General features: G+C 69.7%; 17 protein-coding genes. 9 read left to right on the top strand and 8 right to left on the bottom strand.

The annotated features are described in order from the left end of the window. Positions 1-32 precede the first annotated feature (32 nt). Positions 33-1,430 carry a class II fumarate hydratase gene (locus BM150_RS01090; RefSeq protein WP_092923235.1) on the bottom strand — a complete coding sequence of 466 codons (1,398 nt, stop codon included), beginning with the start codon at positions 1,428-1,430 and terminating at the stop codon, positions 33-35. Positions 1,431-1,570: 140 nt separating this feature from the next. Here BM150_RS01090 and BM150_RS01085 point away from each other — a divergent pair, with 140 nt between their 5' ends. Beyond that, on the top strand, positions 1,571-2,575 hold the full coding sequence (locus tag BM150_RS01085) for an NAD(P)/FAD-dependent oxidoreductase (RefSeq protein WP_092923232.1): 1,005 nt from the start codon (positions 1,571-1,573) through the stop codon (positions 2,573-2,575). Positions 2,576-3,048: 473 nt separating this feature from the next. On the opposite strand, the gene glpX is transcribed toward BM150_RS01085, so the two are convergent. Beyond that, on the bottom strand, positions 3,049-4,110 hold the full coding sequence (gene glpX / locus BM150_RS01080) for a class II fructose-bisphosphatase (RefSeq protein WP_092922378.1): 1,062 nt from the start codon (positions 4,108-4,110) through the stop codon (positions 3,049-3,051). 249 nt (positions 4,111-4,359) lie between these two features. Between glpX and BM150_RS01075 the strand changes: the two genes are divergently transcribed. Further along, positions 4,360-4,983, top strand: a complete 624-nt coding sequence (locus BM150_RS01075; RefSeq protein ID WP_092923229.1) for a DUF4245 domain-containing protein — start codon at positions 4,360-4,362, stop codon at positions 4,981-4,983. A gap of 11 nt (positions 4,984-4,994) precedes the next feature. Here the strand turns inward: BM150_RS01075 and BM150_RS01070 are convergent, their stop codons facing one another. The 4 genes from BM150_RS01070 to BM150_RS01055 all read right to left on the bottom strand — a co-directional run bounded on the left by BM150_RS01070 (position 4,995) and on the right by BM150_RS01055 (position 7,798). Beyond that, a complete protein-coding gene (locus BM150_RS01070) occupies positions 4,995-5,243 on the bottom strand; it encodes an exodeoxyribonuclease VII small subunit (protein ID WP_092923227.1) in 249 nt (82 codons plus the stop codon). 68 nt (positions 5,244-5,311) lie between these two features. Continuing rightward, positions 5,312-5,743, bottom strand: coding sequence for a hypothetical protein (locus BM150_RS01065; protein ID WP_092923225.1), 432 nt, complete (start codon positions 5,741-5,743; stop codon positions 5,312-5,314). A 118-nt stretch (positions 5,744-5,861) separates the two neighbouring features. Beyond that, on the bottom strand, positions 5,862-7,085 hold the full coding sequence (gene xseA, locus BM150_RS01060) for an exodeoxyribonuclease VII large subunit (RefSeq protein ID WP_092923222.1): 1,224 nt from the start codon (positions 7,083-7,085) through the stop codon (positions 5,862-5,864). Positions 7,086-7,222: 137 nt separating this feature from the next. Further along, complete coding sequence (locus BM150_RS01055) at positions 7,223-7,798, bottom strand: lipid droplet-associated protein (RefSeq protein WP_092923219.1); 576 nt, start codon at positions 7,796-7,798, stop codon at positions 7,223-7,225. 220 nt (positions 7,799-8,018) lie between these two features. On the opposite strand from BM150_RS01055, the gene BM150_RS01050 reads away from it, so the two are divergent. After that, the gene (locus BM150_RS01050) at positions 8,019-9,053 is read left to right on the top strand and encodes a 4-hydroxy-3-methylbut-2-enyl diphosphate reductase (RefSeq protein WP_092922375.1); all 1,035 of its coding nucleotides are present in this window, start codon (positions 8,019-8,021) and stop codon (positions 9,051-9,053) included. A 185-nt stretch (positions 9,054-9,238) separates the two neighbouring features. Here the strand turns inward: BM150_RS01050 and BM150_RS01045 are convergent, their stop codons facing one another. Next, positions 9,239-10,297 carry a DUF6542 domain-containing protein gene (locus tag BM150_RS01045; protein WP_139219413.1) on the bottom strand — a complete coding sequence of 353 codons (1,059 nt, stop codon included), beginning with the start codon at positions 10,295-10,297 and terminating at the stop codon, positions 9,239-9,241. Positions 10,298-10,556: 259 nt separating this feature from the next. Between BM150_RS01045 and BM150_RS01040 the strand changes: the two genes are divergently transcribed. The 6 genes from BM150_RS01040 (at position 10,557) to BM150_RS01015 (ending at position 20,644) form a co-directional block, all read left to right on the top strand. Then, on the top strand, positions 10,557-12,128 hold the full coding sequence (locus BM150_RS01040; RefSeq protein WP_092922369.1) for a sugar ABC transporter ATP-binding protein: 1,572 nt from the start codon (positions 10,557-10,559) through the stop codon (positions 12,126-12,128). Then, positions 12,125-13,303: an ABC transporter permease gene (locus tag BM150_RS01035; protein ID WP_217641287.1), complete on the top strand. Its 1,179-nt coding sequence runs from the start codon at positions 12,125-12,127 to the stop codon at positions 13,301-13,303. Before BM150_RS01040 ends, BM150_RS01035 begins: the two co-directional genes overlap by 4 nt. 30 nt (positions 13,304-13,333) lie before the next feature. Continuing rightward, positions 13,334-14,344, top strand: a complete 1,011-nt coding sequence (locus BM150_RS01030; RefSeq protein ID WP_092922366.1) for a substrate-binding domain-containing protein — start codon at positions 13,334-13,336, stop codon at positions 14,342-14,344. Between the two features lie 241 nt (positions 14,345-14,585). Then, positions 14,586-17,180, top strand: a complete 2,595-nt coding sequence (locus BM150_RS01025; RefSeq protein ID WP_092923213.1) for a glycoside hydrolase family 172 protein — start codon at positions 14,586-14,588, stop codon at positions 17,178-17,180. A gap of 188 nt (positions 17,181-17,368) precedes the next feature. Beyond that, positions 17,369-18,781, top strand: coding sequence for an L-fucose/L-arabinose isomerase family protein (locus BM150_RS01020; protein ID WP_092922363.1), 1,413 nt, complete (start codon positions 17,369-17,371; stop codon positions 18,779-18,781). A gap of 366 nt (positions 18,782-19,147) precedes the next feature. Then, positions 19,148-20,644 carry an FGGY-family carbohydrate kinase gene (locus tag BM150_RS01015; protein ID WP_092923211.1) on the top strand — a complete coding sequence of 499 codons (1,497 nt, stop codon included), beginning with the start codon at positions 19,148-19,150 and terminating at the stop codon, positions 20,642-20,644. A gap of 95 nt (positions 20,645-20,739) precedes the next feature. Here BM150_RS01015 and BM150_RS01010 read toward each other — a convergent pair whose 3' ends face one another. Beyond that, positions 20,740-21,798, bottom strand: coding sequence for a DNA recombination protein RmuC (locus tag BM150_RS01010; protein ID WP_092923208.1), 1,059 nt, complete (start codon positions 21,796-21,798; stop codon positions 20,740-20,742). Positions 21,799-21,868: the final 70 nt, after the last annotated feature.

Genomic DNA, 21,868 nt, shown 5'->3' with positions numbered 1-21,868 from the left:
GTGGCACGGCCGGGCCGGACGGGAACGGTCGTTCAGCGCTCGGCCCGCGCCATGCTCAGCACGTCCAGGGCCTCGTCGAGCTGCTCCCGGGTGAGCTCGCCCGCCTCGATGTAGCCGCGTTCCAGCACCACCTCGCGGATGGTCTTGCGCTCCTTCAGCGCCTGCTTGGCCACGGCGGCGGCCTCCTCGTACCCGATGTAGCGGTTGAGCGGGGTGACGATGGAGGGCGAGCCCTCGGCGTACTCCCGGGTCCGTTCGGTGTCCGCGGCCACACCGGCGAAGACCTTGTCCGCCAGCAACCCGGACACCGCCGCGAGCAGCCTCGTCGACTCGAGCACGTTGCGCGCGATCACCGGCAGGTTCACGTTCAGCTGGAAGTTGCCCTGCGAGCCCGCGAAGGACACCGTGGCGTCGTTGCCGACGACCTGGGCCACCACCTGCATCGTGGCCTCCGGGATCACCGGGTTGACCTTGCCGGGCATGATCGACGAGCCCGGTTGCAGGTCCGGCAGCGCGAGCTCGGCCAGCCCGGTCCGGGGGCCGGAGCCGAGCCAGCGCAGATCATTGGCGATCTTGTTCAGGCTCACCGCGACGGTGCGCAGGTTGCCCGAGGTCTCCACCACCCCGTCCTGGGTGGCCTGCGCCTCGAAGTGGTTGCGCGCCTCGGTCAACGGAAGACCGGTCACCCGGGCCAGTTCGGACGAGACGGCGGCGCCGAAGCCCTCGGGAGCGTTCAGGCCCGAGCCAACGGCGGTACCACCGATGGGCAGCTCACCGAGCCGGTCCAGCCCGGCACGCAGCCGCTCCACGCCGTACCGCACCTGCGCGGCCCACGCGCCGGCCTCCTGGCCCAGCGTGATCGGCACCGCGTCCATCAGGTGGGTACGACCCGACTTGACCACCTCGCTCCACTCCGCGGCACGGCCCTCGATCACCGCCGCGAGCCGCTCCAGCGCCGGGATCGCGTCGGTCAGCACCGCCTCGGTGGCGGCGACGTGGATCGTGGTCGGGAAGGTGTCGTTGGAGGACTGCGAGGCGTTGACGTGGTCGTTCGGGTGGACGTCGCGTCCGAGCGAACGGGTGGCCAGGGTGGCGATCACCTCGTTGGCGTTCATGTTCGAGCTGGTTCCCGAACCGGTCTGGAACACGTCGATGGGGAAGTGGTCGTCGTGACGGCCCTCGGCCACCTCGTCGGCCGCGGCGGCGATCGCCTCGGCCATGTCCGCCTCCAGCACGCCCAGTTTGCCGTTGACCCGCGCGGTCGCGGCCTTGAGCAGCCCCAGCGCGCGGATCTGGGCCCGTTCCAGTCCCTGCCCGGAAACGGGGAAGTTGTCCACGGCACGCTGCGTCTGCGCCCGGTACAGGGCCTCGGCGGGCACCTGTACCTCACCCATGGTGTCGTGCTCGGTGCGGTATCGCTGTTCACTCATGCGAAAAGTGTGAACCGTGTCGACCGCGCGGGTCAGTATGGGTTCGGCCACTCGGTGATCGACGCGCGCTGATCGCCCAACCGCGCCCGACCTCGGGCTACGCTGGAAACCGGGTGTTGCCGTCACTGCGCGAGGTGGACATGAGTCGCGACACGCTGTCGGGTGAAGAGGTCGCCGCCGAGGTCGACGTGCTGATCGTCGGAGCGGGGCCGACGGGACTCTACGCCGCCTACTACGCCGGGTTCCGCGGCCTGTCGGCCGCGCTGGTGGACTCGTTGCCCGAACCCGGCGGTCAGGTGACGGCCATGTACCCGGAGAAACGGATCTTCGACGTGGCGGGCTTTCCCGAGATCAGGGGACGAGACCTGATCAGCGGACTCGTCGAGCAGGCCGACCGCTACGAGCCCACCTACCTGCTGGGCAGGTACGCCACCGACCTCGCCGTCGACTCGCGGGGCCTGCTCGTGGGACTGGGGGACGGCAGTGCCGTGCGGGCCGGAGCGATGCTGATCACGGCCGGAATCGGCGAGTTCACCCCCAGGCCGTTGCCCGCCGGTGACGGCTGGCTGGAGCGGGGAGTCGTGCATTTCATCCCCGAGATCGCCGCGCACGAGGGTCGCGACGTCGTCGTGGTGGGCGGCGGGGACTCCGCGTTCGACTGGGTACTGGCACTGCACCCGGTCGCCAACAGCGTCACCCTGGTGCACCGCCGCGCCAGGTTCCGCGCCCAGGACGGGCTCATCCGGGAAGTGGAGCGTCTCGACGTACCGCTGATCACCGGCGCCGAGGTGGCCGAGATCCGCGGTGACGAGCACCGGGTACGGGAGATCGAACTCGAACTGTCCGGAGGGGACACCAAGGTGCTGCGTGCCCAGACCGTGGTGGCCGCGCTGGGATTCACCGCCGAACTCGGCCCCATAGCCGAATGGGAGCTCGAACTGGACAAACGTTCCATCAAAGTGGACACCACGATGCGGACGAACCGGGAGCGGATCTACGCCGCGGGCGATGTGGCCTCCTACCCGGGCAAGGTCAAGCTCATAGCCACCGGGTTCGGCGAGGCCGCCACCGCCGTGAACAACATCGCGGTGGAACTCGATCCCTCGGCGCGACTATTTCCCGGACACTCCACCAACACCGGCTGAAGTCTCTTACAGGGTGTCGGCTCGTTCTGCGTGGCGGTGCGGGTGGCGGAACCTCTCGCACGGCTCTCGCTGCGGGTGCCCCGACATCGGGTAGTTACTACGCAACGTCGGGACCGTCCTCGCGAGAGCCGCACGGGAGAACCCGCGGCGGTGCCGATTGCGAGGGGGGGTCGGAGTTCGGTTCTGCGTCACAGCGGCGTGGCGATTTCGCGAGAAATTGACGCCGCGTGGGGGCATACCACCCTCACCGGCGCGGTGATTTCGCGAGAAATTGACGCTCACCTGGGCCGGACCGGCCTCACACGCCGGTGGCCTTCGCTGAGCCGCGCGGCGATTTCGTGGGAAATTGACGCCTCGTGTGCCGGATACCCGCGACGGCTCCGGTGCCGGGCTTCCGGAGCCGGTCGCGGGTTCCCGAACTCGGCCGAGGTGGCTCCGATTCGGCCGCGAGGGCCGGACTCAGTCGCGAGTTATCAGGGCAGCAGGCCGTAGCGCGCGGTGGGCTCGCCGTTCGTGAAGTCGAGCTCCGAGTACTCGTTGAGCTTGCTCAGCTTGTGCGAGCCCTCGATCAGCCGGACCGTGCCCGACTTGGAACGCATCATCAACGACTGGGTGGTGCAGCGCTGCGCCCGGTAGTGCACCCCGCGCAGCAACGCCCCGTCGGTGATGCCGGTGGCGCAGAAGAACACGTTGTCGCCGCCCACCAGGTCCGAGGTGGTCAGAATCCGTTCGGGGTCGTGCCCGGCGGCGCGAACCTGTTCCCGCTCGGTGTTGTCCTTCGGCCACAGCCGGGCCTGCAACTCGCCGTCCATGCACTTCAACGCGCACGCGGTGATGATGCCCTCGGGGGTGCCGCCGATTCCCATGAGCATGTCCACCCCGCTGTCCGGACGTGCGGCGGCGATCGCTCCCGCCACGTCGCCGTCCGAGATGAACTGGATCCTGGCGCCCGCCGCACGCACCTCGGAGACCAGCTGCTCATGCCGAGGACGGTCCAGGATGCACACGGTGACGTCGGAGACCTCGATCTGCTTGGCCTTGGCCACCCGACGGATGTTCTCGGCCACGGGGGCACCGATGTCGACCACGTCCGCCGCCTCGGGGCCTACGGCCAGCTTCTCCATGTAGAACACGGCGGAGGGGTCGAACATCGCGTTGCGCTCGGCGACCGCCAGTACCGCCAGGGCGTTCGGCATCCCCTTGCTCAACAGGGTGGTTCCGTCGATCGGGTCGACGGCCACGTCGCACTCGGGTCCGTGGTGGTTGCCCACTTCCTCGCCGTTGAACAGCATCGGGGCCTCGTCCTTCTCGCCCTCGCCGATCACGACCACTCCGCGCATCGCCACGGTCCCGATCAGCTTGCGCATGGCCTCGACGGCGGCCCCGTCCCCCGAGTTCTTGTCGCCACGTCCCACCCAGCGGCCCGCGGCCATCGCGGCCGCCTCGGTCACCCGCACCAGGTCCATCGCCAGGTTGCGGTCGGGAGCCTCGGGATGGCGGGTGGTCTCGTGCGAAGCGGTGCTGGAACTGCTCATGGCGCCTCCCGTGGGCGAGTGCGACTCGCCGTCTCGGTAACTGTCCGCTGCCTTGGTCGTCGTCGGTCGTCCGGCCTTGCCTCGTCCCGACGGACGAGCCCGGTCGGGCGGAGTGTTCACCGCCCGTGATCCTGCCGATGAGCGGATCTTCGCAGATCCGTGCCCGTGCCGTTCCGGTGAAGTGGCGCAGGCCACGCGCCCGTTCCGCCGCGCGGGCGCGTCGGAACGGGCATCCCGGTGGGTGAGAGCATGCGAGGCGTGGCTGAACAGCGCAACCAGAGCTCGGAGGACAATCGATCCAGTGCTCCGGCGGGAGGTCCGCCCCGTGGGCCTCGCGCCATGTTGTTCGCGATGCTGCCGCTGATACTCGTGGTGCTGGGGATAGCCGGATTGACCGGGCGCTGCTCGTTCAGCCCGCTGGGGCCATCGCTGGACCCCTCGACGGCCCCCACCATCAACGCCTCCGAGGAGCTCGACTCCGCGGCTCGTCGGGTCGACTTCCAGGTGCTGCGTCCCGGGCTGCCCGAGGGCTGGCGTGCGAACTCCGTGGACGTGCGGCAGGTAGCCCCGGACAGCACCGCCGTGCAGGTGGGTTGGCTGACCGGTCGAACCCACTACGTGCGGTTGTCGCAGTCACCGGCCTCGGAGGCCGAGCTGGTCTCCTTCGAGACCGAACAGCGGCCCAGAGCGTTGGGAACCGTCGACGTGGCAGGTCGCAAGTGGGTGATCTACCGGAGCATCCGTTCGGAACGGGCGTGGGTCAGCGAGCGTGACGACGTGCGACTGCTGATCACCGGCAACGGGGACGAGCGGGAGTTCCGCACGATGGCCCGGGCCGTCTCGCGGGCCTCCGTCGTGGAACCCGGGCAGTAACGCGGCCGGGCTCACTGGCCGGGTTCCGCTTGCTCCTCGTGCTGTTCCACCGCGGCCAGGGCCTGGTCCACACGCTGCCGCGCACCGGCCAGATGGCGTTCGCAGACCTTGGCCAGCGCCTCCCCGCGCTCCCACAGCGCGAGGGAGTCCTCCAGGGAGAGCCCGCCCGCTTCCAGCCGTTTGACCACCTCGGCCAGTTCGTCGCGAGCTCGTTCATACCCCAGTCCGGCGACGTCCGGGTGGTCGGATTCGGGATCGATTCCGTGCTCGGAAGCGTTCTGGGGGGCCGTCCCCGCGCTCTCGTCGGGACTTTCCGGTTCGCTGCTGGTCAATGCGTGGCTCTTTCCAAGTTCTGCTGTACCGACATGACCGCCTCGGCGATGGCCTGGTCGTAGCCCACGAAGGCCTCGGCGAACTCCTCGCCGTCACCCTCGCGGACCGCGTCGTTGATGCGTAGTTGTGCCGAGGCGACCCTACGCCGGTACCCCACCCCGCGCTCCGACCACCACCGGTCGCCCACGTACCGTGAGGTCGCCTCCGCGAGTGCGCTGAGCTGCGTCGGCAACGCGCGTCGCTCCGGAGGGTGACAACCGCCGAGCAGTGCCGCCCAGCAGCCCGCCGCCACCGTGTCCGTTTCCTCCGCTCGGCTCCGGACCACGCGGGCATCACCCACGGCGGGTGTGCCCGGAGCCGTGGCCGCCGAAGTGGTGACGGCGACGGTGAGGGGGAGGAAGATGGGCTCTCGCCCGTGATTCAGCACCACGACCTCCATGTGCGCTTTCAACTGCCGGAAACCTCGTCATCGCGGCTCACGCCGCGCGAGAGGTCCGCGCGGGACCTCTCGCGGCGGGCGTGCCGTCGGATTCCGGTGCGGCCGGCTACTCGTCCTCGGTCACGACGGCATGTACGGTGCCGTCCTCCAGACGGATCCGCAGGGGCGTTCCGGGGCGAACCTGCTCCGCCGAACGCAAGATGGACGAATCCGGACCGTCGGCGCGTTGCACGATCGCGTAACCGCGAGCAAGCGTGGCTGCCGGACCCAGCGCCGTCAAGCGTGACCTCGTCGCGGCGAGCTCCTGTCCCTCCCCGGTGATCACCGTCAGCATCGCGCGCCTGCCACGTTGGCGCAGCGCGTCCACCTCTTCGCCCCTGTGCCGCAGCGGACCTTTCGGATCCGCGAGCGACGGCCTGCTGCGCAGCGAATTCAGCAGTCCCTGCTCGCGCTCCACCCAACCGCGCAGTGCCCGTCTGGCGCGGTCGGTGAGCTGTCCGATACGTCTGGTCTCCTCGGTCACGTCGGGCACCACCCGCTTGCCCGCGCCCGTGGGTGTGGAGCTGCGCACATCCGCGACGTGATCCAGCAGCGGGGAGTCCGGTTCGTGCCCTATCGCGCTCACCACGGGGGTGGTGCACGTGGCGACCGCGCGGCACAGCGTCTCGTCCGAGAACGGCAGCAGGTCCTCCACGCTGCCGCCGCCACGCGCCAGCACTATCACCTCGACGTCCGGGTCGCGGTCGAGCTCGGAAAGCGCCTCCAGGATCTGGGGCACCGCGGTGGAACCCTGCACGGCCACGTTGCGCACCGCGAAGTCCACGGCGGGCCAGCGCAACCGGGCGTTGCTGATCACGTCGTGTTCGGCGGCCGAGCCGCGTCCGGTGATCAGCCCCACACGTCCGGGCAGCAGCGGTGGGGAACGTTTCCGGGCGGTCTCGAACAGTCCCTCGGCCGCCAGCAGCTTGCGGAGCCGCTCGATACGTGCCAGCAACTCGCCGACACCGACCGTGCGGATCTCGTCCACCCGCAGGCTCAGGGTTCCCCTGCCCACGTAGAACGAGGGTTTACCGTGCACCACCACCCTGCTGCCGTCGGTCAGCGGTGGGTCCATGCCCTGCAGCAGCGTGTTCGGGCAGGTCAGCGTCAGCGACACGTCGGCGGAGGGGTCGCGCAGCGTCAGGAACGCGGTGGTGGCCTTGGGACGTGCGGAGATCTGGGTGAGCTGACCCTCCACCCAGATGTTTCCCAACCGGTTGATCCACTCCGCTATCTTGCGGGAGACGGTACGAACCGGCCAGGGGTTTTCGGCGCTGGTGGCGGAACTCAGCGGACTCGCTCCTTCGGATGACGACTCGGGTTGGGCCGGACTCTCCCGGTCGCGGGCGCACGTGCCGGCACGACCGGCCGTGGTCGGCTCGACGGTCGTGTTCCCGACCGGGTGCTCGTCGGGTCGCCCGCGATCGGTCAGCTGTCGCGCTCGGCGGCGCGTACGTTGTTCAGCCGGTTGAACAGCATCTGCAGGAAGTCCGGGCGCCGGGAATGCGCCCGTTCGTGCTCCAGCAGTCGCACCAGGTCCGACTCGGAGAGCCCGCGTAACTTCCCCCGCAGCTGCGGCAGGGTCATCTCCTCGTAGCCGGGCAGCAGATCCGAGACGTCCTCCGGGGCCCGCTCGCTCGACCACTCGTGTTCCGGCGGCGGCTGCGCCACGAAGCGGTCGGCCTCGTCACTGCTCGTTCTCGCCCGTCGGTCGGTCCCTGCCTGCCGGTCGGTCCCTTCCCGACTCGAGTCGGGGAACGACTCGTCCTCGTCGAACGTCGCCCACTCGGGCTGCTGTTCGGTCTGCCGCGCATAGGCGAGCAGGTCGTCTCCCTTGATCGCCAGCTCCGTGATGTGCTGCTGCACCCGCATGCTCAGCTGCAGCGCCTGACTGGTGACGGTGACGGGCAGACCGATCAGGTGGTCGGGCAGCCTGCGGGTCTGTTCGACCACCGTGCCCGCCAGCCCCGCTGCCACCCGAATCGGCAAAGGAAACGATCGCATACCGTCAAGCTTGCCCCACGAGCGTGGCCCTCGTCATCACGTGACGGAGTGGTGCCGCGCACCGCGCGGTCCCACGAGGGGCCTCGTGACCCCCTCGAGCACTGTTCGCGTGGTCACGGTGCCGGAGCGCGTCCGGACCACCTCGTCATCGGAATCGTCGCCCCGTCGGGGACGGTGCTGGCTGCTGACCGTTCCGAGCCGCATCCGTACCCTGTGCGGTATGAGCACCTCGCCGCAGGCTTCCGACTCCGGACAGGATACGACAGCCACCGACTCCGCCCCGTCGGGTAAACGCGTTCTGCTGGCCAAACCACGTGGTTACTGCGCGGGAGTCGATCGCGCAGTGGACACGGTGGAACGCGTGCTGGAGAAGTACGGGGCACCCGTCTACGTCCGCAAGGAGATCGTGCACAACCAGCACGTGGTGGGGAACCTGCGTGACCGCGGCGTCGTGTTCGTCGAGGACACCGAGGAGGTCCCGGAGGGATCGCTGCTGGTCTTCTCGGCCCACGGCGTTTCCCCCGCGGTTCGCGAGGCCGCGACCCGACGCAACCTGCGCACCATCGACGCCACCTGCCCACTGGTCACCAAGGTGCACAAGGAGGTGAACCGGTTCGCTCGGGAGGATTACGACATCCTGCTCATCGGGCACGAGGGGCACGAGGAGGTCGAGGGAACCTCGGGTGAGGCTCCGGAGAACGTCCAGCTGGTGGACAAGCCGGAGGACGTCGACCAGGTCGAGGTGCGCGACCCCTCGCGGGTCGTCTGGCTTTCCCAGACCACCCTGAGCGTGGACGAGACGATGGAGCGGGTGAACCAGCTGCAGGACAAGTACCCCGAGATGCAGGCCCCGCCCAGCGACGACATCTGCTACGCCACCTCGAACCGCCAGGTCGCGGTCAAGGCGATGGCCGAGGAGTGCGATCTCGTGCTGGTGGTCGGTTCGCAGAACTCCTCGAACTCCAAGCGCCTGGTGGAGGTCGCGCTGCACGCGGGAGCCACCGACTCCCACCTGATCGACTACGCCAGCGACATCGACGAGTCCTGGCTGGAGGGAGTCGACACCGTCGGTGTCACCAGCGGGGCCTCGGTGCCGGACGTGCTGGTCTTCCAGGTGCTGGATTACCTGCGGGAACGTGGCTGGGGTGAGGTCGAGGAAGTCACCACGGCCAACGAGAAGGTCTCGTTCGCGTTGCCCCGCGAGCTGCGCAAGGACCTGGACGAGAACCCGAACAGTCCGCAGAGCGTGCGCTGAGCACGCCGGTTCGGGCGGCGCTGTCGGGCGGCGGGCTTTCGGGCAGCGGGGGCTGCCGCTTCCGGTTCGGACGGTGCATCACCGAGCCGTGTTCCGGTCCGGGAGTGGTTCCACGACCACTCCCGGGGTGATCGCGAGCGCCCCAGTGGTTCCGCGGAGCGAGCGACCCGGCCGGAAAGCCTCGATCAGCCCTCGTCCCGTCGGGGACGCCGCGGCCTGCCCGGCGGTTCGGTCCGCCCCCGCCGCGCCGACCCGCCAGGGGAGTCCCCTTCGCGCGGGGGGCGTTTCGCGTTGCCCCTGCCCGGGGGCGCCGGACGCCTGTCCTGGTTCGGCGCGGAGCTCTCGGGCGGTTCACCGCCCCGTTGTCCGCGTCCTGACCGCTGGTCGTCCCGTCCGTTCGGTGGGTTCCCGCCGTCCCGTTCGCGCCTGCCGGAACCACGGGGCGCTTCGCCGTCGGTTCGCTCCGGTGGCCGCCCGGAGCGCGTCCTCGGTCCGGAACCACGTCCGGGAGGAGCTCCGCGTCGGCCCGAGGACTCGGGGGATTCCGAACGCTGCTCGCGTTGTCCGGACCGTGGTGATTTCCTCCGGGCCGCCCGGTCGTCCGCGTCCTCGGGATCCGCGGTCGCCGTACCGGCTCTGCCACGGTTCGACGTGCTCTCGCGGCCCTCGCCGGGGCCACCACGGGAGGCCCGCTCGGCCCCCCTTGCCCTGGAACCGCGTCCGTCGCGGTCGCTCCGCTCCTCGCGAGCCGATTCGGTCGCCGCCGTGTTCCCGTCGCGTCGCTTCCTCGGCTGTAGTACGAATATCCGCAGCAGCCCGCCGAGTATCGCCACCGCCGTCGCAGCTGCCATCGCCGGAAAGCTGTTGATCAACGGTGTGGCCAGCGAGAGCATTACCTGGCGAAGGCCGTCGCCCGCGTTGAAACCGACCCCCATGGCCCAGACCACGCTCGGGATGACGATCGCCACGACCAGCGGCGGCTGCACCATCGGGCCGAACAGGCTGCCGCGCTGAACCAGCATGACCGCGAGCAGGGTGCCCACGATGCAGCCCGACGTGAAAACGACACCGGGGCCCGACCAGATCAACGTGTCGATCACGGCACACAAGGCGGCCAGCACCAGCGGCAGCAGAAACGCCGCCCACCACGGGATGCCGCGGGTGGTTCCGAAAGCCGACCGTTGTGCCAACTGTCCGGAACGACTTTCGGGGCTGTGGATGTTGCGCTCGGATGTCGCGGTCACGTTTGTCACCGTAACGGTCCAGTGCGGTCGCAACGACACGTCCACGAATCCCGGTGGCTCGCTCCTCGGCGGCGAGCGGCTTCCCCCGCTCGATGGCGGTAGTCCCGTGACCTGTTCGTTATCGCCACCGAATCGGGTGATAGACGCGGGCGGAGCGCGCGGGCCCCGGTTACATCGTGTGATGCTTGACACAGCACACGGGTGAGCGGGCGGGGCGAAGCGACCGGTTATCCGCTCGTGTTCCGCAGGGGGTGACGCAATGGACGCCGCACCACCGTTGGTGGAGCTACGGGCGATCACGAAACGGTTCGGTGGTGTGCTGGCCTGTTCGGGCGTGGACCTGACCGTGCGGGCCGGTGAGGTCCACGCGCTGCTCGGCGAGAACGGTGCGGGCAAGTCCACCCTCATGCGGGTGCTGTCCGGCGATGTCACCGGCCATTCCGGTGAGATCCGCATCGCCGGGAAACCCCGCGTTTTCCGCGGGCCGAGCGACGCGCAACGTGCCGGGGTCGCCATGATCCAGCAGGAGCTGGATCTGGTACCCGCGCTGTCGGTCGCCGAGAACCTCCACCTCGGACGCGAGCCCCGCACCGCACGCGGCACTGTGGACCGTTCCCTGATGAACGCGCGGACCCGTGAACCGCTGCGGCGCATCGGGGTGGACCTCGACCCGCGCAGCCCTGTGGGACGACTCCGCATCGGTGAGCAGCAGCTGGTCACCGTAGCCCGCGCGCTGGCCCGACACGCCGCGGTGCTGATCATGGACGAGCCGACCTCGGCGCTGTCCGGAAGCGAGGTGGACAGGCTGTTCGCGGTGATCGCCGAACTGCGCCGCGACGGTACCGGGATCGTCTACATCTCCCACCGGATGGACGAGATCGGCGAGGTCGCCGACCGCGCCACCGTCCTGCGCGACGGCGGGGTGGCCGCCGAGTTCGACGCGCGCAGCGTCACGGCCGAGCAGGCAGCCGACGCCATGGTCGGCGACGACTTCGCCACCGCTTTCACACCGACTCGGCGGAGTCCGGGCGGGGAATTGCTCGCGCTGTCCCGCTTCGCGGTGCGCCCCCGCGGGCGCGACGACGGCAGGAGGAATCCCGCGGGCGTGGACCTGTCGGTGCACCGTGGCGAGATCGTGGGGCTGTGCGGATTGCTCGGTTCGGGACGCACCGAACTGCTCGAAGCGCTCTACGGGATGGGGCCGAGCGCCGAATGGCGCGGTGAGGTGCGGTTGCACGCTTCCCGCTACCGGCCGCGCGGCCCCCGGCAGGCGCTGCGTTCCGGAGTCGCGCTCGTGCCCGAGGACCGGGCGGGCAGTGGTCTGGTCACCGAACACTCCGTGACCGCCAACACGGTGTTGTCCGTGCTGCCCCGGCTCGGCAGGCTCGGGCTGGTCGCCGGAAGGCGGGAGAGCTGGACCGCGCGACGGAGCGCTCGACGGCTCGGTATCAAGCTCGGTTCCACGTCCGATTCCGTGGGCACGCTATCCGGCGGCAATCAGCAGAAGGTCGTGTTCGGACGGATGCTGCTGACCGAGCCCGCCCTGCTGCTGTTGGACGATCCCACGAGGGGGGTCGACGTGGCGGCCAAGGTCGAGATCTACCGGTTGCTGGACGAGATCGCCGGACAGGGCATCGGGGTGCTGCTCGCGTCCTCGGAACTCGCCGAACTTCTCGACGTGTGTTCCCGCGTCGTGGTGCTGCGGGACGGCGGATCCGTCGCCGAGTTCGACAGCTCGCGAACCAGCCGGGCCGAGCTACTGGCGGCCGCGATGGGAAATCGGAGTGACGCGGCGGAGCCGGCGGTGGCTTCCACCGGGGGTGGGAGATGAGCTCGCGCGCCACCGACGACGAGCCCACCGACTCCGCGTCCACCTCCACCGGGGGATCCGCTCCGGACGCCATCCCCCCGGAGACAGGGGCCGGGACCTCGACGAGCGGGGGCCGGTCGACGGGGAGACAGTCGACAGGGGACCGGTCGTCCGGAACTCGGCCGAGCGAAGCTCGACGGGCGGGGCGGAGTGGTTCGGGTGGTGCCGAGGCGCTGCTGCGGTTCCAGAGCCTGTTCGGCCTCGTCCTCGTCTTCCTGGCCTCGGTGGTGTTCTCGCCGCGTGGCGACGACGGCGAGATCATCTTCCTGACCAGCGAGAACCTGTTCAACCTCGTGCGGGCGATCTCCGAGATAGGAATCATCGCGATCGGCCTCACCTTCGTCATCCTCGTCGGCGGTATCGACCTGTCGGTGGGATCGTTGCTCGGGCTGGCGGCGGTGGGCTCGGCCGTGTTGCTGACCGAGGACGACTTCGGGATGCTCGCCGCGGTCTCGGTGGTGCTGCTCGCCGGGCTGGTGTTCGGCCTGCTGCAGGGGCTGGCGGTGGCGCTGCTGCGGGTGCAGGCGTTCATCGTCACGCTCGCGGGGCTGCAGATCGCCAGGGGATTGGCCCGCCTGTGGTCCGGTGGACAGACCGTGCCGATCAGCTACGGCTCCGGTGCGGGGCGGGCACCGCTGTCGTTCTCGCTGCTGGGGGAGCGGACCTTCGACGGCATCGTGCCCGTCCCGGCGCTGATCTTCGCGGTGCTCGCGGTACTCGCGGTGGCGTTCCTCCGGGGCAGCGCCTTCTCCCGCCACCTCTACGCCATCGGCGGCAACGAGAAGGCGGCCAGGACCTCGGGGGTCCCGGTCAACCGGGTCAAGATCATCGCGTTCGGGATCTGCGGACTGTGCGCGGCCCTGGCGGGCATCGTGCACGCCGGTCAGCTCAACACCGGCAGCCCCAACGCCGGGATCTCCTACGAGTTGGACGGGATCGCCGCCGTGGTCGTGGGTGGGACGAGCCTGGCGGGCGGTCGCGGCTCGATGATGGGCACGATAGCGGGCGCGCTGCTGCTGGGAGTGCTCAACAACATCCTCGCGCTCAACACAGTGGACACCGACCTGCAGTTGGTCATCAAGGGCCTCGTGATCGTGGCTGCCGCCGCCGCGCAGCGGCTGTGGCCCTCCCGGTAGTGGAAATCCGGTAGTGGAAAAGGAGCCCGGATGAGTTCTCGGACGCGATCGATGTTCGCGGCTGTCTGCGCGGTCGCGCTGCTCGGTGCCGGATGCGGGACCACGAGCACGAACGCGGGCGGGGCCGGTGGGGGACCGGATTCGGCGGAGGTCTGCGGTGGACCGGGCGAGGAGTACACCATCGGCGTCAGCCAGGCCAACGTCGCCGAGCCCTACCGGGTACGGATGAACGCCGACATCAGGCGTGCCGCCGCCGAGGTCGAGCAGTTCGACGAGGTGCAGTTCCTCGACGCCGCGCAGGACAACTCCAGACAGGTCAGCCAGATCCGGACCCTGATCACCAAGCGGGTGGACCTGCTGATCGTCAGCCCCAACGAGGCGGCCCCGCTTACCGGGGTGGTCGGCAGGGCCTACAACAGCGGCATCCCGGTGATCCTGCTGGACCGCAAGGTCAACGGCGATTCCTACTCCACGTTCATCGGCGCCGACAACGAGAAGATCGGCCGAAAGGCGGGCGAGTACCTCGCCGAGCGGCTGCTGCCCGAGGGCGGCGAAATCGTCGAGCTGCGCGGTCTGTCCGGCTCCACGCCCGCGGCCGAACGTGGCAGGGGTTTCCGCGCCGGGATCAAGGGGTCGGGAATCGAGATCATCGCCACCGCGGACGGGCAGTGGCTGCGTGCCGAGGCCCGGTCGAAGATGGCGGCGATGCTCAAGGCCCACCCCCGCATCGACGCGGTTTACGGGCACAACGACCCCATGGCCGAGGGCGCCCACCTCGCCGCGCGGGCGGCAGGACGGGCCGGGGGAACGAAGTTCGTCGGCATCGACGGGCTCCCCACGCCCTCCGGTGGAATCAACGCGGTGCGGCAGGGTCGCCTGTCGGCGACGTTCGTCTATCCCACCGGGGGTGCGGAGGCGATAGCCGCCGCGAAGCGGATACTGATCGACTGCGAGTCGGTCCCCCGGAAGCGGACCCTGCCGACACAGCTGGTCACCCGGGAGAACGCCGCCGAGGTTTATCGCCGGTTGAATTCCCGGTGACGAATCCGGCGGTGACGAATCCGGCGGAGAGCATCGGTGATCCGATGTCGCCGAACATCGCGGAAATGTGAAGATCTCTGGTTTTTCGCTGTGTTTCCCGTAGCGTCGATTCCCCCGAACGAACGATGTGGATTTCGGTGCGGAATCGACCGCGATCGTACGACAATTCCCGGGAAGTGGATCGACCCCGGTGCGGCTTCCCGCAGCGTGGTCGCGGATTCCTATTCGGGAGGCGAACACGATGGCCGTGGGAACAAGCGCGGGAATCCGGTCCGGGCCCGCCGTTCGCGGGCGCGCGGCGCGCGTTCTCCTCGTGTTCGTGCTGGTTCTCGGCACCCTCGGGGCCACCACCGGCGACCCCGCCTCGGAACGCGTCCGTGCCGAGGAACCCGGCACACCGGCCGGATCGGGTGACGGCCGCACGGTCGGTTGGGAGACCTACCGCTCGCTGGACGAGCTGGGCGGACTCCGACACGGTGGCAACAGCAAGCAGTTCTCCAGCTTCGCCAGGAGCGGCAGCAACGACGACGGCTTCAACGGAACCCATTCGTGCCTGCGCACCACCGAGCGCGGCTGTGTCATCGCGGAGCACACCGGAGCAGGGGAGGTCACCTCCGTCTGGTTCACCCGTGACCCCTGGGGCGATGTCACCGCCACCGGCGACATCCACATCCGACTGGACGGCCGGACCGTGCTGGACGCCCCGCTCGCCGACGTCGTGGCGGGTGAACTGGGGCCACCGTTCGTCTGGCCCCTGGTCGGCGACGCGCGCGACACCTCCGGTGGCGCGGTCGTCAAGGTCCCGATGCCCTACCGGGAGTCCATGCGGATCACCGTGGACGAGAACCCGTACTTCTACCACGTCGACTACCGCTCGTTCGCCGACGCGGACGGCGTCACCACCTTCGACCCGCGTGACCCGGCGCTGGACGTGGTCCGGCGGCTGCGTCGGTTCGGGGTGGCCGATCCCAAACCGGACGCGCCCACGATCGCGGAACGGCGCTCCCGGTTCTCGCTGCGCCCCGGCGAGTCCACCACGCTGAAACCGATCCGCGGGCCGGCGATGATCGACGAACTTCGGCTCCGTCTCCCCGGCGTCGTGGCGGCACCGCGCGTCATCGACGACGGGCGCGCGTTCGGCCCGGGCGGATCCAGCTCCTTCGACGCGCGCATCGCACCCGGCAACGACGGGGTCCGGATAACCCGCCGCTACGACGCCAACGTCGGAGGCCAGGTGGCGCGACTGCTCGTCGGCGACGAACGCGTCGGCACCTGGAACAGCGGCCCGGCGCGGCAGGGGGAGTGGGGCCGCGAGCGGATCACCGTGCCCGCCCCGCTGACCCGGGGCAGGACCGAGCTGCGCGTCACCAACGAGTTCCGGTCCGCCGAGGTGGACATCAACGAGTTCCGCTACGAAGTGCACAGCAGGGTGGACGGCGACTGGATCCGCACCGACGTCCTCGACGTGGGAACGGCCAATCCCGGTGACGAGGCGGCGCACGACTACCGGATCGACAACCAGGTCTTCCAGCGGCGCAAACTGGTGGCCCAGCTGCCGCACGAGCGCGCGCGGGTCGAGGACTCCGACGCGGTGCTGCGCGACGTGCGGTTGCGGATCACCTTCGACGGACGCACCACCGTCGACGCCCCGATCGGTGAGTTCTTCGGCTCCGGTCTCGGTGAGTACGACGTGCGCAGACTTATGAGCTCCATAGACGCCGGAGAGGGGTGGTACACCTCCTGGTGGCCCATGCCGTTCGCGCGCCGGGCCGAGATCGAGCTGGTCAACGAGGGGTCGGTACCGATCCGCCGCGCGGTGCTCGAAGCGACCGCCGCCCCCTCGGCGGGTGCGGGGCCGGGGACCGGCTCGGGCCACTTCCACGCCACGCACCGCCAGGGCCTCACCGAGCCCGGCAAGGACTGGAAGTTCCTGTCCACCTCGGGCAGCGGTACGTTCTACGGCGTGACGCACACCATGCGCGGCAGGATTCCCCCCGGCGTGGCGCGCACTCCGGAGGGGCCGCGTTCCTCGGCCTCCCCACGTGCCAACCAGCGCAACTACCTGGAGGGCGACGAGCGGTTCTACGTGGACGGCTCGGCCAGTCCGGCCTGGTACGGCACCGGAACGGAGGACTTCTACGAGTCGGGCTGGTACTTCCGGGGCGGCACCACCTTCGCCATGCCGCTGACGGGCAATCCCGCTTACGAGTACTCCGGTGACGGGTGCCGCTATGACTGCACCGGGACCTATCGGCTGCTCGTGTCCGACGCGGTGTCGTTCGACAGCGAAATCGTGGCCGGTATCGAACACGGACCGGCCAACAACGAGCCGGCGCGCTACAGCTCCACCGCCTACTGGTACGGCAACCCGGTCTCCACCATGCGGCGCACCGACCGGATCGACCTGGGCGACCGGTTCAGCAGACTGGCACACGACTACCGCGCCCTCGGCGAGTCGCGTCGGGAGCTCACCGCCACCTTCGAGGGCAGGCGCGATCCGGGCCCGTACCGGTACACGACCACCTCGACCACCGGTGAGATCGGGTTCCGGGTGCGGATCGACCCGGACAACTCCGGGGTGCGACTCCGCAGACTCGCCGACCAGCGCAGCAGTCATCAGCGGGTTCGTGTGCTGGTCAACGGTCGGGAAGCCGGTATCTGGTCGCAGCCGTTGGGCAACAGCGCGCACCGGTGGTTGGAGGACGGTTTCGACATCCCGGCCGAGCTCACCCGAGGCCGGAACACGCTGCGAGTGCGGCTGCTGCCCACGGACGACGCGCCGCCCTGGTCGGCGGTGCGCTACACCGCGTTCTCCTACCGGTCGACGGGAGAATAGTGCCCGTGCCCGCCGTGCGAGCCGAACACGAAAAACGATCGAGAATTCTGGTGCCAGTGTCGAATTGACATCATTCCGCTAGGGGAATAATTTCTCGCCGAACGACCTACCCGTCGTTTCGGAACATTCCACAGGCGACGGCACGTCGCGACGATTCCCGGCATTGTCGCCGGAGTTCGGGGGTTTTCGTGGCTCGTATCGGTGTGCTCGGCATTTCCGACGGCCGGGAACACGTGCACCAGCGAAATTCGGATTTCATTCGGGAAAAGCAGAGCGTTCTGGTGCGATCGCTGCGCGCGGCGGGCCACGAGGTCATCGAGGGCGGTGACCCGGTGAACTCCAACATCGCCGCCACCGCACAGGGGAGGCGCCTGGCGGACTCCGGCGTCGACGTCACCGTGCTGTACTACGCCGTCTGGGCCTTCCCGCACTTCACCATGCTCGCCGCTTCGGCACTCGACACACCGCTGGTGCTGGCGGCCAGCACCGATCCGACCGAGCCCGGACTGGTGGGCATGTTGGCCGCGGGCGGCGCTCTCGACCAGATCGGACGCGACCACACCAGGACGTGGGGTGCGCCCGACGATCCGGAACCGCTGTCCCACATCGGCGCGAGGGCCACCGCCGCCGCTGCCGCCTCGGGGTTGCGCGGCCTGACCTTCGGCCGCTTCGGCGGGCGACCGATGGGAATGAACACCGCCGTGGCCAACACCGACCAGTGGCAGCGCTCGTTCGGGATCGACGTGGAGGAGATCGACCAGTACGAGCTGGTGCTGCGCTCCCGGCACGCCGACCCCGGCGAGGTCCGCAAGGCGCGGGAGTGGTTCGAGCAGTACGCGGGCGAGGTGCGCTACGACGGCGACAAGCTCACTCCGGAACTGCTGGAACGCCAGATCGCCTCCTACCTGGCCGTGCGCGAGATCATCGCCGAACGCGGCCTGGACTTCTCCGGCATCAAGGCGCAACCGGAGTTGACCGAGAACTTCGCGACCATGGACGTCACCGAAGCCCTGCTCAACGATCCCTACGACTGGAACGGGCCGAAGCGGCCCCACATCTGCGCGACCGAGGCCGATATGGACGGTGCGCTGACCATGAAGCTGCTCTCGGACGTCGCGGGAACTCCCGCGCTGTTCGCGGACGTGCGGCACTACCACCCCGACCGCGACGTGTGGGACCTGTGCAACTCCGGGCAGCACGCCACCTGGTTCGCCGCGCGCAGCGCCGATCCGGCGGAGAACCTCTCCCGCGTGCGGCTGTGCCCCGAGGTGTTCTTCTTCCCCGCCGGCGGCGCTTCGGTGCGGCACATCGCGGCACCCGGAACCATGACGCTGGGCAGGCTGACGAGAAGGGACGGCCGGTACCGCATGCAGCTGATGCTCGGCGAGTTCCTCGAGTTCGACCCGGCGACCACGGCGGAGCTCGTCGATCGCTCCACCCCGGAGTGGCCACACGCCTTCGCCCGGTTGGACGTGCCCACCGAGACGTTCCTGTCCCGGTTCGGCGCCAACCACATCCACGCGGTTCCGGGTGATCACCGTACCGAGCTGCGCGCCGTGGCCCAGCTGCTCGACCTCGATCTGGAAGAGTGGACGCGGTGAGGAGTTTGCCGCCCGGTTTGCCGAGGTGATCACTCGGCGGAACCTCTGGCACGGCTCTCGCTGCGGGGAGGCCCGACATCGGGTAGCGACCTACACAACGTCTCCGGCGTCCTCGCGAGAGCCGCACGGGAGAACCCGCGGTGGTGCGGGCTGCCCAGGTGGTAGGAGCTCGGCTTGCGGGAGTGGTGGGGGTTCGGCTCCGCGTCACAGCGACGCGGTGATTTCGTGGGAAATTGACGCCGCGCGGTGCCGCATCACCCTCACCGGCGCGGCGGTTTCGTGGGAGATTGACGCCGAACATCGACGGGAAACCCGAACGGCCGAGGGTTCGCCGTGGTTTCGCGACGGCTGCGGGAAGTGGGAGCGATGTCCGAAGAAGTACTGCTGGGAATCGACATCGGCACGTCCAGCTCCAAGGGCGTCCTGACCACCACCAGCGGTAAGATCCTGGCCAGGGCCGAGCGCGCACACGCCACGAGCCGCCCGTCACCGGGGCGGGTCGAGCACGACGCCGAGGCGATCTGGTGGCACGACTTCCGGGAGCTGGTGGCCGAGCTGTTGCCCGCCGCCGAGCGGCGCGGGATCGCCGGGCTCGGGGTCAGCGGTATCGGGCCGACACTGCTGCCCGCCGACGAGGCGGGCAACCCGCTGCGGCCCGCGATCCTGTACGGCGTGGACACCAGGGCCACCGCCGAGATCGTGGAACTGAACGCCGAACTCGGCCCCGAGGAGATACTGCGGCACAGCGGTTCGGCACTGAGCAGCCAGGCGGTCGGCCCCAAGATCCGCTGGCTGGTCAACAACGAACCCGAGACCTACCGCCGCACCGCGAAACTGCTGATGTGCGGCTCCTACCTGGTGCACCGCCTCACCGGTCGCTACGTGCTCGACCACCACTCGGCCAGCCAGTGCGATCCGATCTACGATCTTCACCGGAAACGCTGGGCCCCCGAGTGGTCCGGCGCGGTGGCACCCGGCCTCGAACTGCCCGAACTGGCCTGGCCCACCGAAACGGCGGGCAGGGTCCACGCCCGCGCCGCCGCCGAGACCGGACTACCGGAGGGGCTGCCGGTCACGGTGGGCACCGTGGACGCCTGGGCGGAGGCGTGCAGCGCCGGTGTGCGCGATCCCGGCGACGTGATGCTGATGTACGGCACCACCATGTTCTTCGTGCGGGTCGTGGAACGGCTCCGGCCCCATCCGGTGCTGTGGGGCACTCGCGGTGTTCACCCGGACACCTACACCCAGGCCGCCGGGATGGCCACTTCCGGCGCGGTGACCGACTGGCTGCGCGGCCTGTTCGACGGGGAGTTCTCCGAGCTGGTCGCCGCCGCTTCCGAGGTTCCCGCCGGAAGCCGCGGGCTGCTGCTGTTGCCCTACTTCGCCGGTGAGCGCACCCCCGTGTTCGACCCGGACGCGCGGGGCATGCTGTTCGGCCTGACCACCGAGCACGGCCGGGCCGAGCTCTACCGCGGTGCCCTGGAGGGAATCGCCTACGGAGTGCGGCACAACCTCGCCGAGATGCGCGGTTCGGACACCGCGACCGAACGACTCGTGGCGGTGGGCGGTGGCACCACGGGCGGATTGTGGACCCGCATCGTCTCCGACGTGACCGGCTGCACCCAGCTGATCCCGACGGAAACGGTGGGTGCCTGCTACGGCGACGCGCTGCTGGCCGGGTTGGCCACCGGCACGGCGGTTGCCCCGGACGAGTGGAATCCGGTGGTCGACCGGGTCGAGCCGGACCCGGCCAACACCGAACGCTACGACGCCTTCTACCGCCACTACCGCACGCTCTACGAGAGCACCGCCGAGACGGCGCACTTCCTCGCCGAACAGCAGCGGATCGCCACCGCCGGTTGAGCCTGCTCCCGCCTCGGGCATACCGCGAGCGGCAAGGCGGTACTACCGTGCGGTGTTCCGACAGGACCGAAGCGTCGGGCAGCCGTCGCGTCCGGTCATTCCGCCGCGCCGTCGCCCGTCCCGTTCCGGGAAGCCACCCTGTCGGTGCGACCCGCCTCGTCCTCGGAACCGGACGACCCTTCCGAACCGGCCAACTCCTCCGAACCCGCCGGTCCATCGGAACCGGCCAGTCCTTCCGAGGTCCGACGCACCTCGGCCACCCCGGTGGCGTCGTTCAGCTCGGCCAGCGGCAGCACCGCCCCCCGGAAGTGCTCCAGCGCGTCGAGCTCCCTGCGGCGTGCCGAGACGAACCGCTGCAGGTGGGTGCCGGACAGGTTGACCGCCTCCACCGCCGAGGCCGCGGCCCGCTGCGCCTCCACCGCCTGGGCGCGGATCCGCTCGATGTCGGCGGCGATGGTGCGTTCGGTCGCCGCGAACAGCGCGGCCGAGGCCAGCACCCCGAACCCGGTGGGTCCACACAGGAACACCCGCTTCTCCAGCAGCCACCCCAGCAGTGTCGGGTCGCTGTCCAGCGCCGAGACCACCGCCGCGTCGGAGGGAACGAACATGATCGCGCCGTAGATGGCGTCGGCCCAACGCTGGTAGTCCTTACCCGCGAGCTCCTTGGCGCGGGCGCGGATGTTGCGGGCGTGCACCCGCAGTGCCTCGTCGCGCTCCGCCGGATCGTCCGTTTCCATCGCCTCGGCCCACGCGGCGAAACTGGCCTTGGCATCCACCGGTACGCGCCGGTCCCCGCTCACGTTGAGCACCAGGTCCGGCCGGGCGGCACCACCGCCCGCGAGGTCGGTCTGCTGGGTGAAGTGAACCCCTTCCCGCAGTCCCAGTGCCCGCGTGGTTCGTACCAGGGCCTGTTCGCCCAACTCGCCGCGTCCGGTGCTGGAGGCGAAGGTCACCTCGTAGCGCCGCAGCGCCGCCTCGTTCCGCGAGGCGCGCTCCCGCTCCGCTTCCAGCATCCGCAGCGCCTCCTCCGCCCGCCGCGCGGAATCCTCGGCCCTGCGGACGGAATCGCCGTACAACCGCCAGATCACCAGCAGCGCGGCCGCGAACAGCAGCACCATCACCACCAGCAGACCCCCGAGCATCGCTGACCCCACGAGCACTCCTCTCGTCCGTCGGTCGTCGAACGGATCATCGCCGACGAGTGGGAGCCGCGTCCCGTCCCCG

The sequence above is a fragment of the Actinopolyspora alba genome (genome assembly GCF_900112765.1).
Classification (GTDB): Bacteria; Actinomycetota; Actinomycetes; order Mycobacteriales; family Pseudonocardiaceae; genus Actinopolyspora; species Actinopolyspora alba.
This window is presented reverse-complemented; position numbering and strand designations above follow the sequence as displayed.

Coding starts and splice junctions, on each gene's coding strand:
- BM150_RS01090 (WP_092923235.1), bottom strand. CDS start 1,430: ATGAGTGAACAGCGATACCGCACCGAGCACGACACCATGGGTGAGGTA.
- BM150_RS01085 (WP_092923232.1), top strand. CDS start 1,571: ATGAGTCGCGACACGCTGTCGGGTGAAGAGGTCGCCGCCGAGGTCGAC.
- glpX (WP_092922378.1), bottom strand. CDS start 4,110: ATGAGCAGTTCCAGCACCGCTTCGCACGAGACCACCCGCCATCCCGAG.
- BM150_RS01075 (WP_092923229.1), top strand. CDS start 4,360: ATGCGAGGCGTGGCTGAACAGCGCAACCAGAGCTCGGAGGACAATCGA.
- BM150_RS01055 (WP_092923219.1), bottom strand. CDS start 7,798: ATGCGATCGTTTCCTTTGCCGATTCGGGTGGCAGCGGGGCTGGCGGGC.
- BM150_RS01050 (WP_092922375.1), top strand. CDS start 8,019: ATGAGCACCTCGCCGCAGGCTTCCGACTCCGGACAGGATACGACAGCC.
- BM150_RS01040 (WP_092922369.1), top strand. CDS start 10,557: ATGGACGCCGCACCACCGTTGGTGGAGCTACGGGCGATCACGAAACGG.
- BM150_RS01035 (WP_217641287.1), top strand. CDS start 12,125: ATGAGCTCGCGCGCCACCGACGACGAGCCCACCGACTCCGCGTCCACC.
- BM150_RS01030 (WP_092922366.1), top strand. CDS start 13,334: ATGAGTTCTCGGACGCGATCGATGTTCGCGGCTGTCTGCGCGGTCGCG.
- BM150_RS01025 (WP_092923213.1), top strand. CDS start 14,586: ATGGCCGTGGGAACAAGCGCGGGAATCCGGTCCGGGCCCGCCGTTCGC.
- BM150_RS01015 (WP_092923211.1), top strand. CDS start 19,148: ATGTCCGAAGAAGTACTGCTGGGAATCGACATCGGCACGTCCAGCTCC.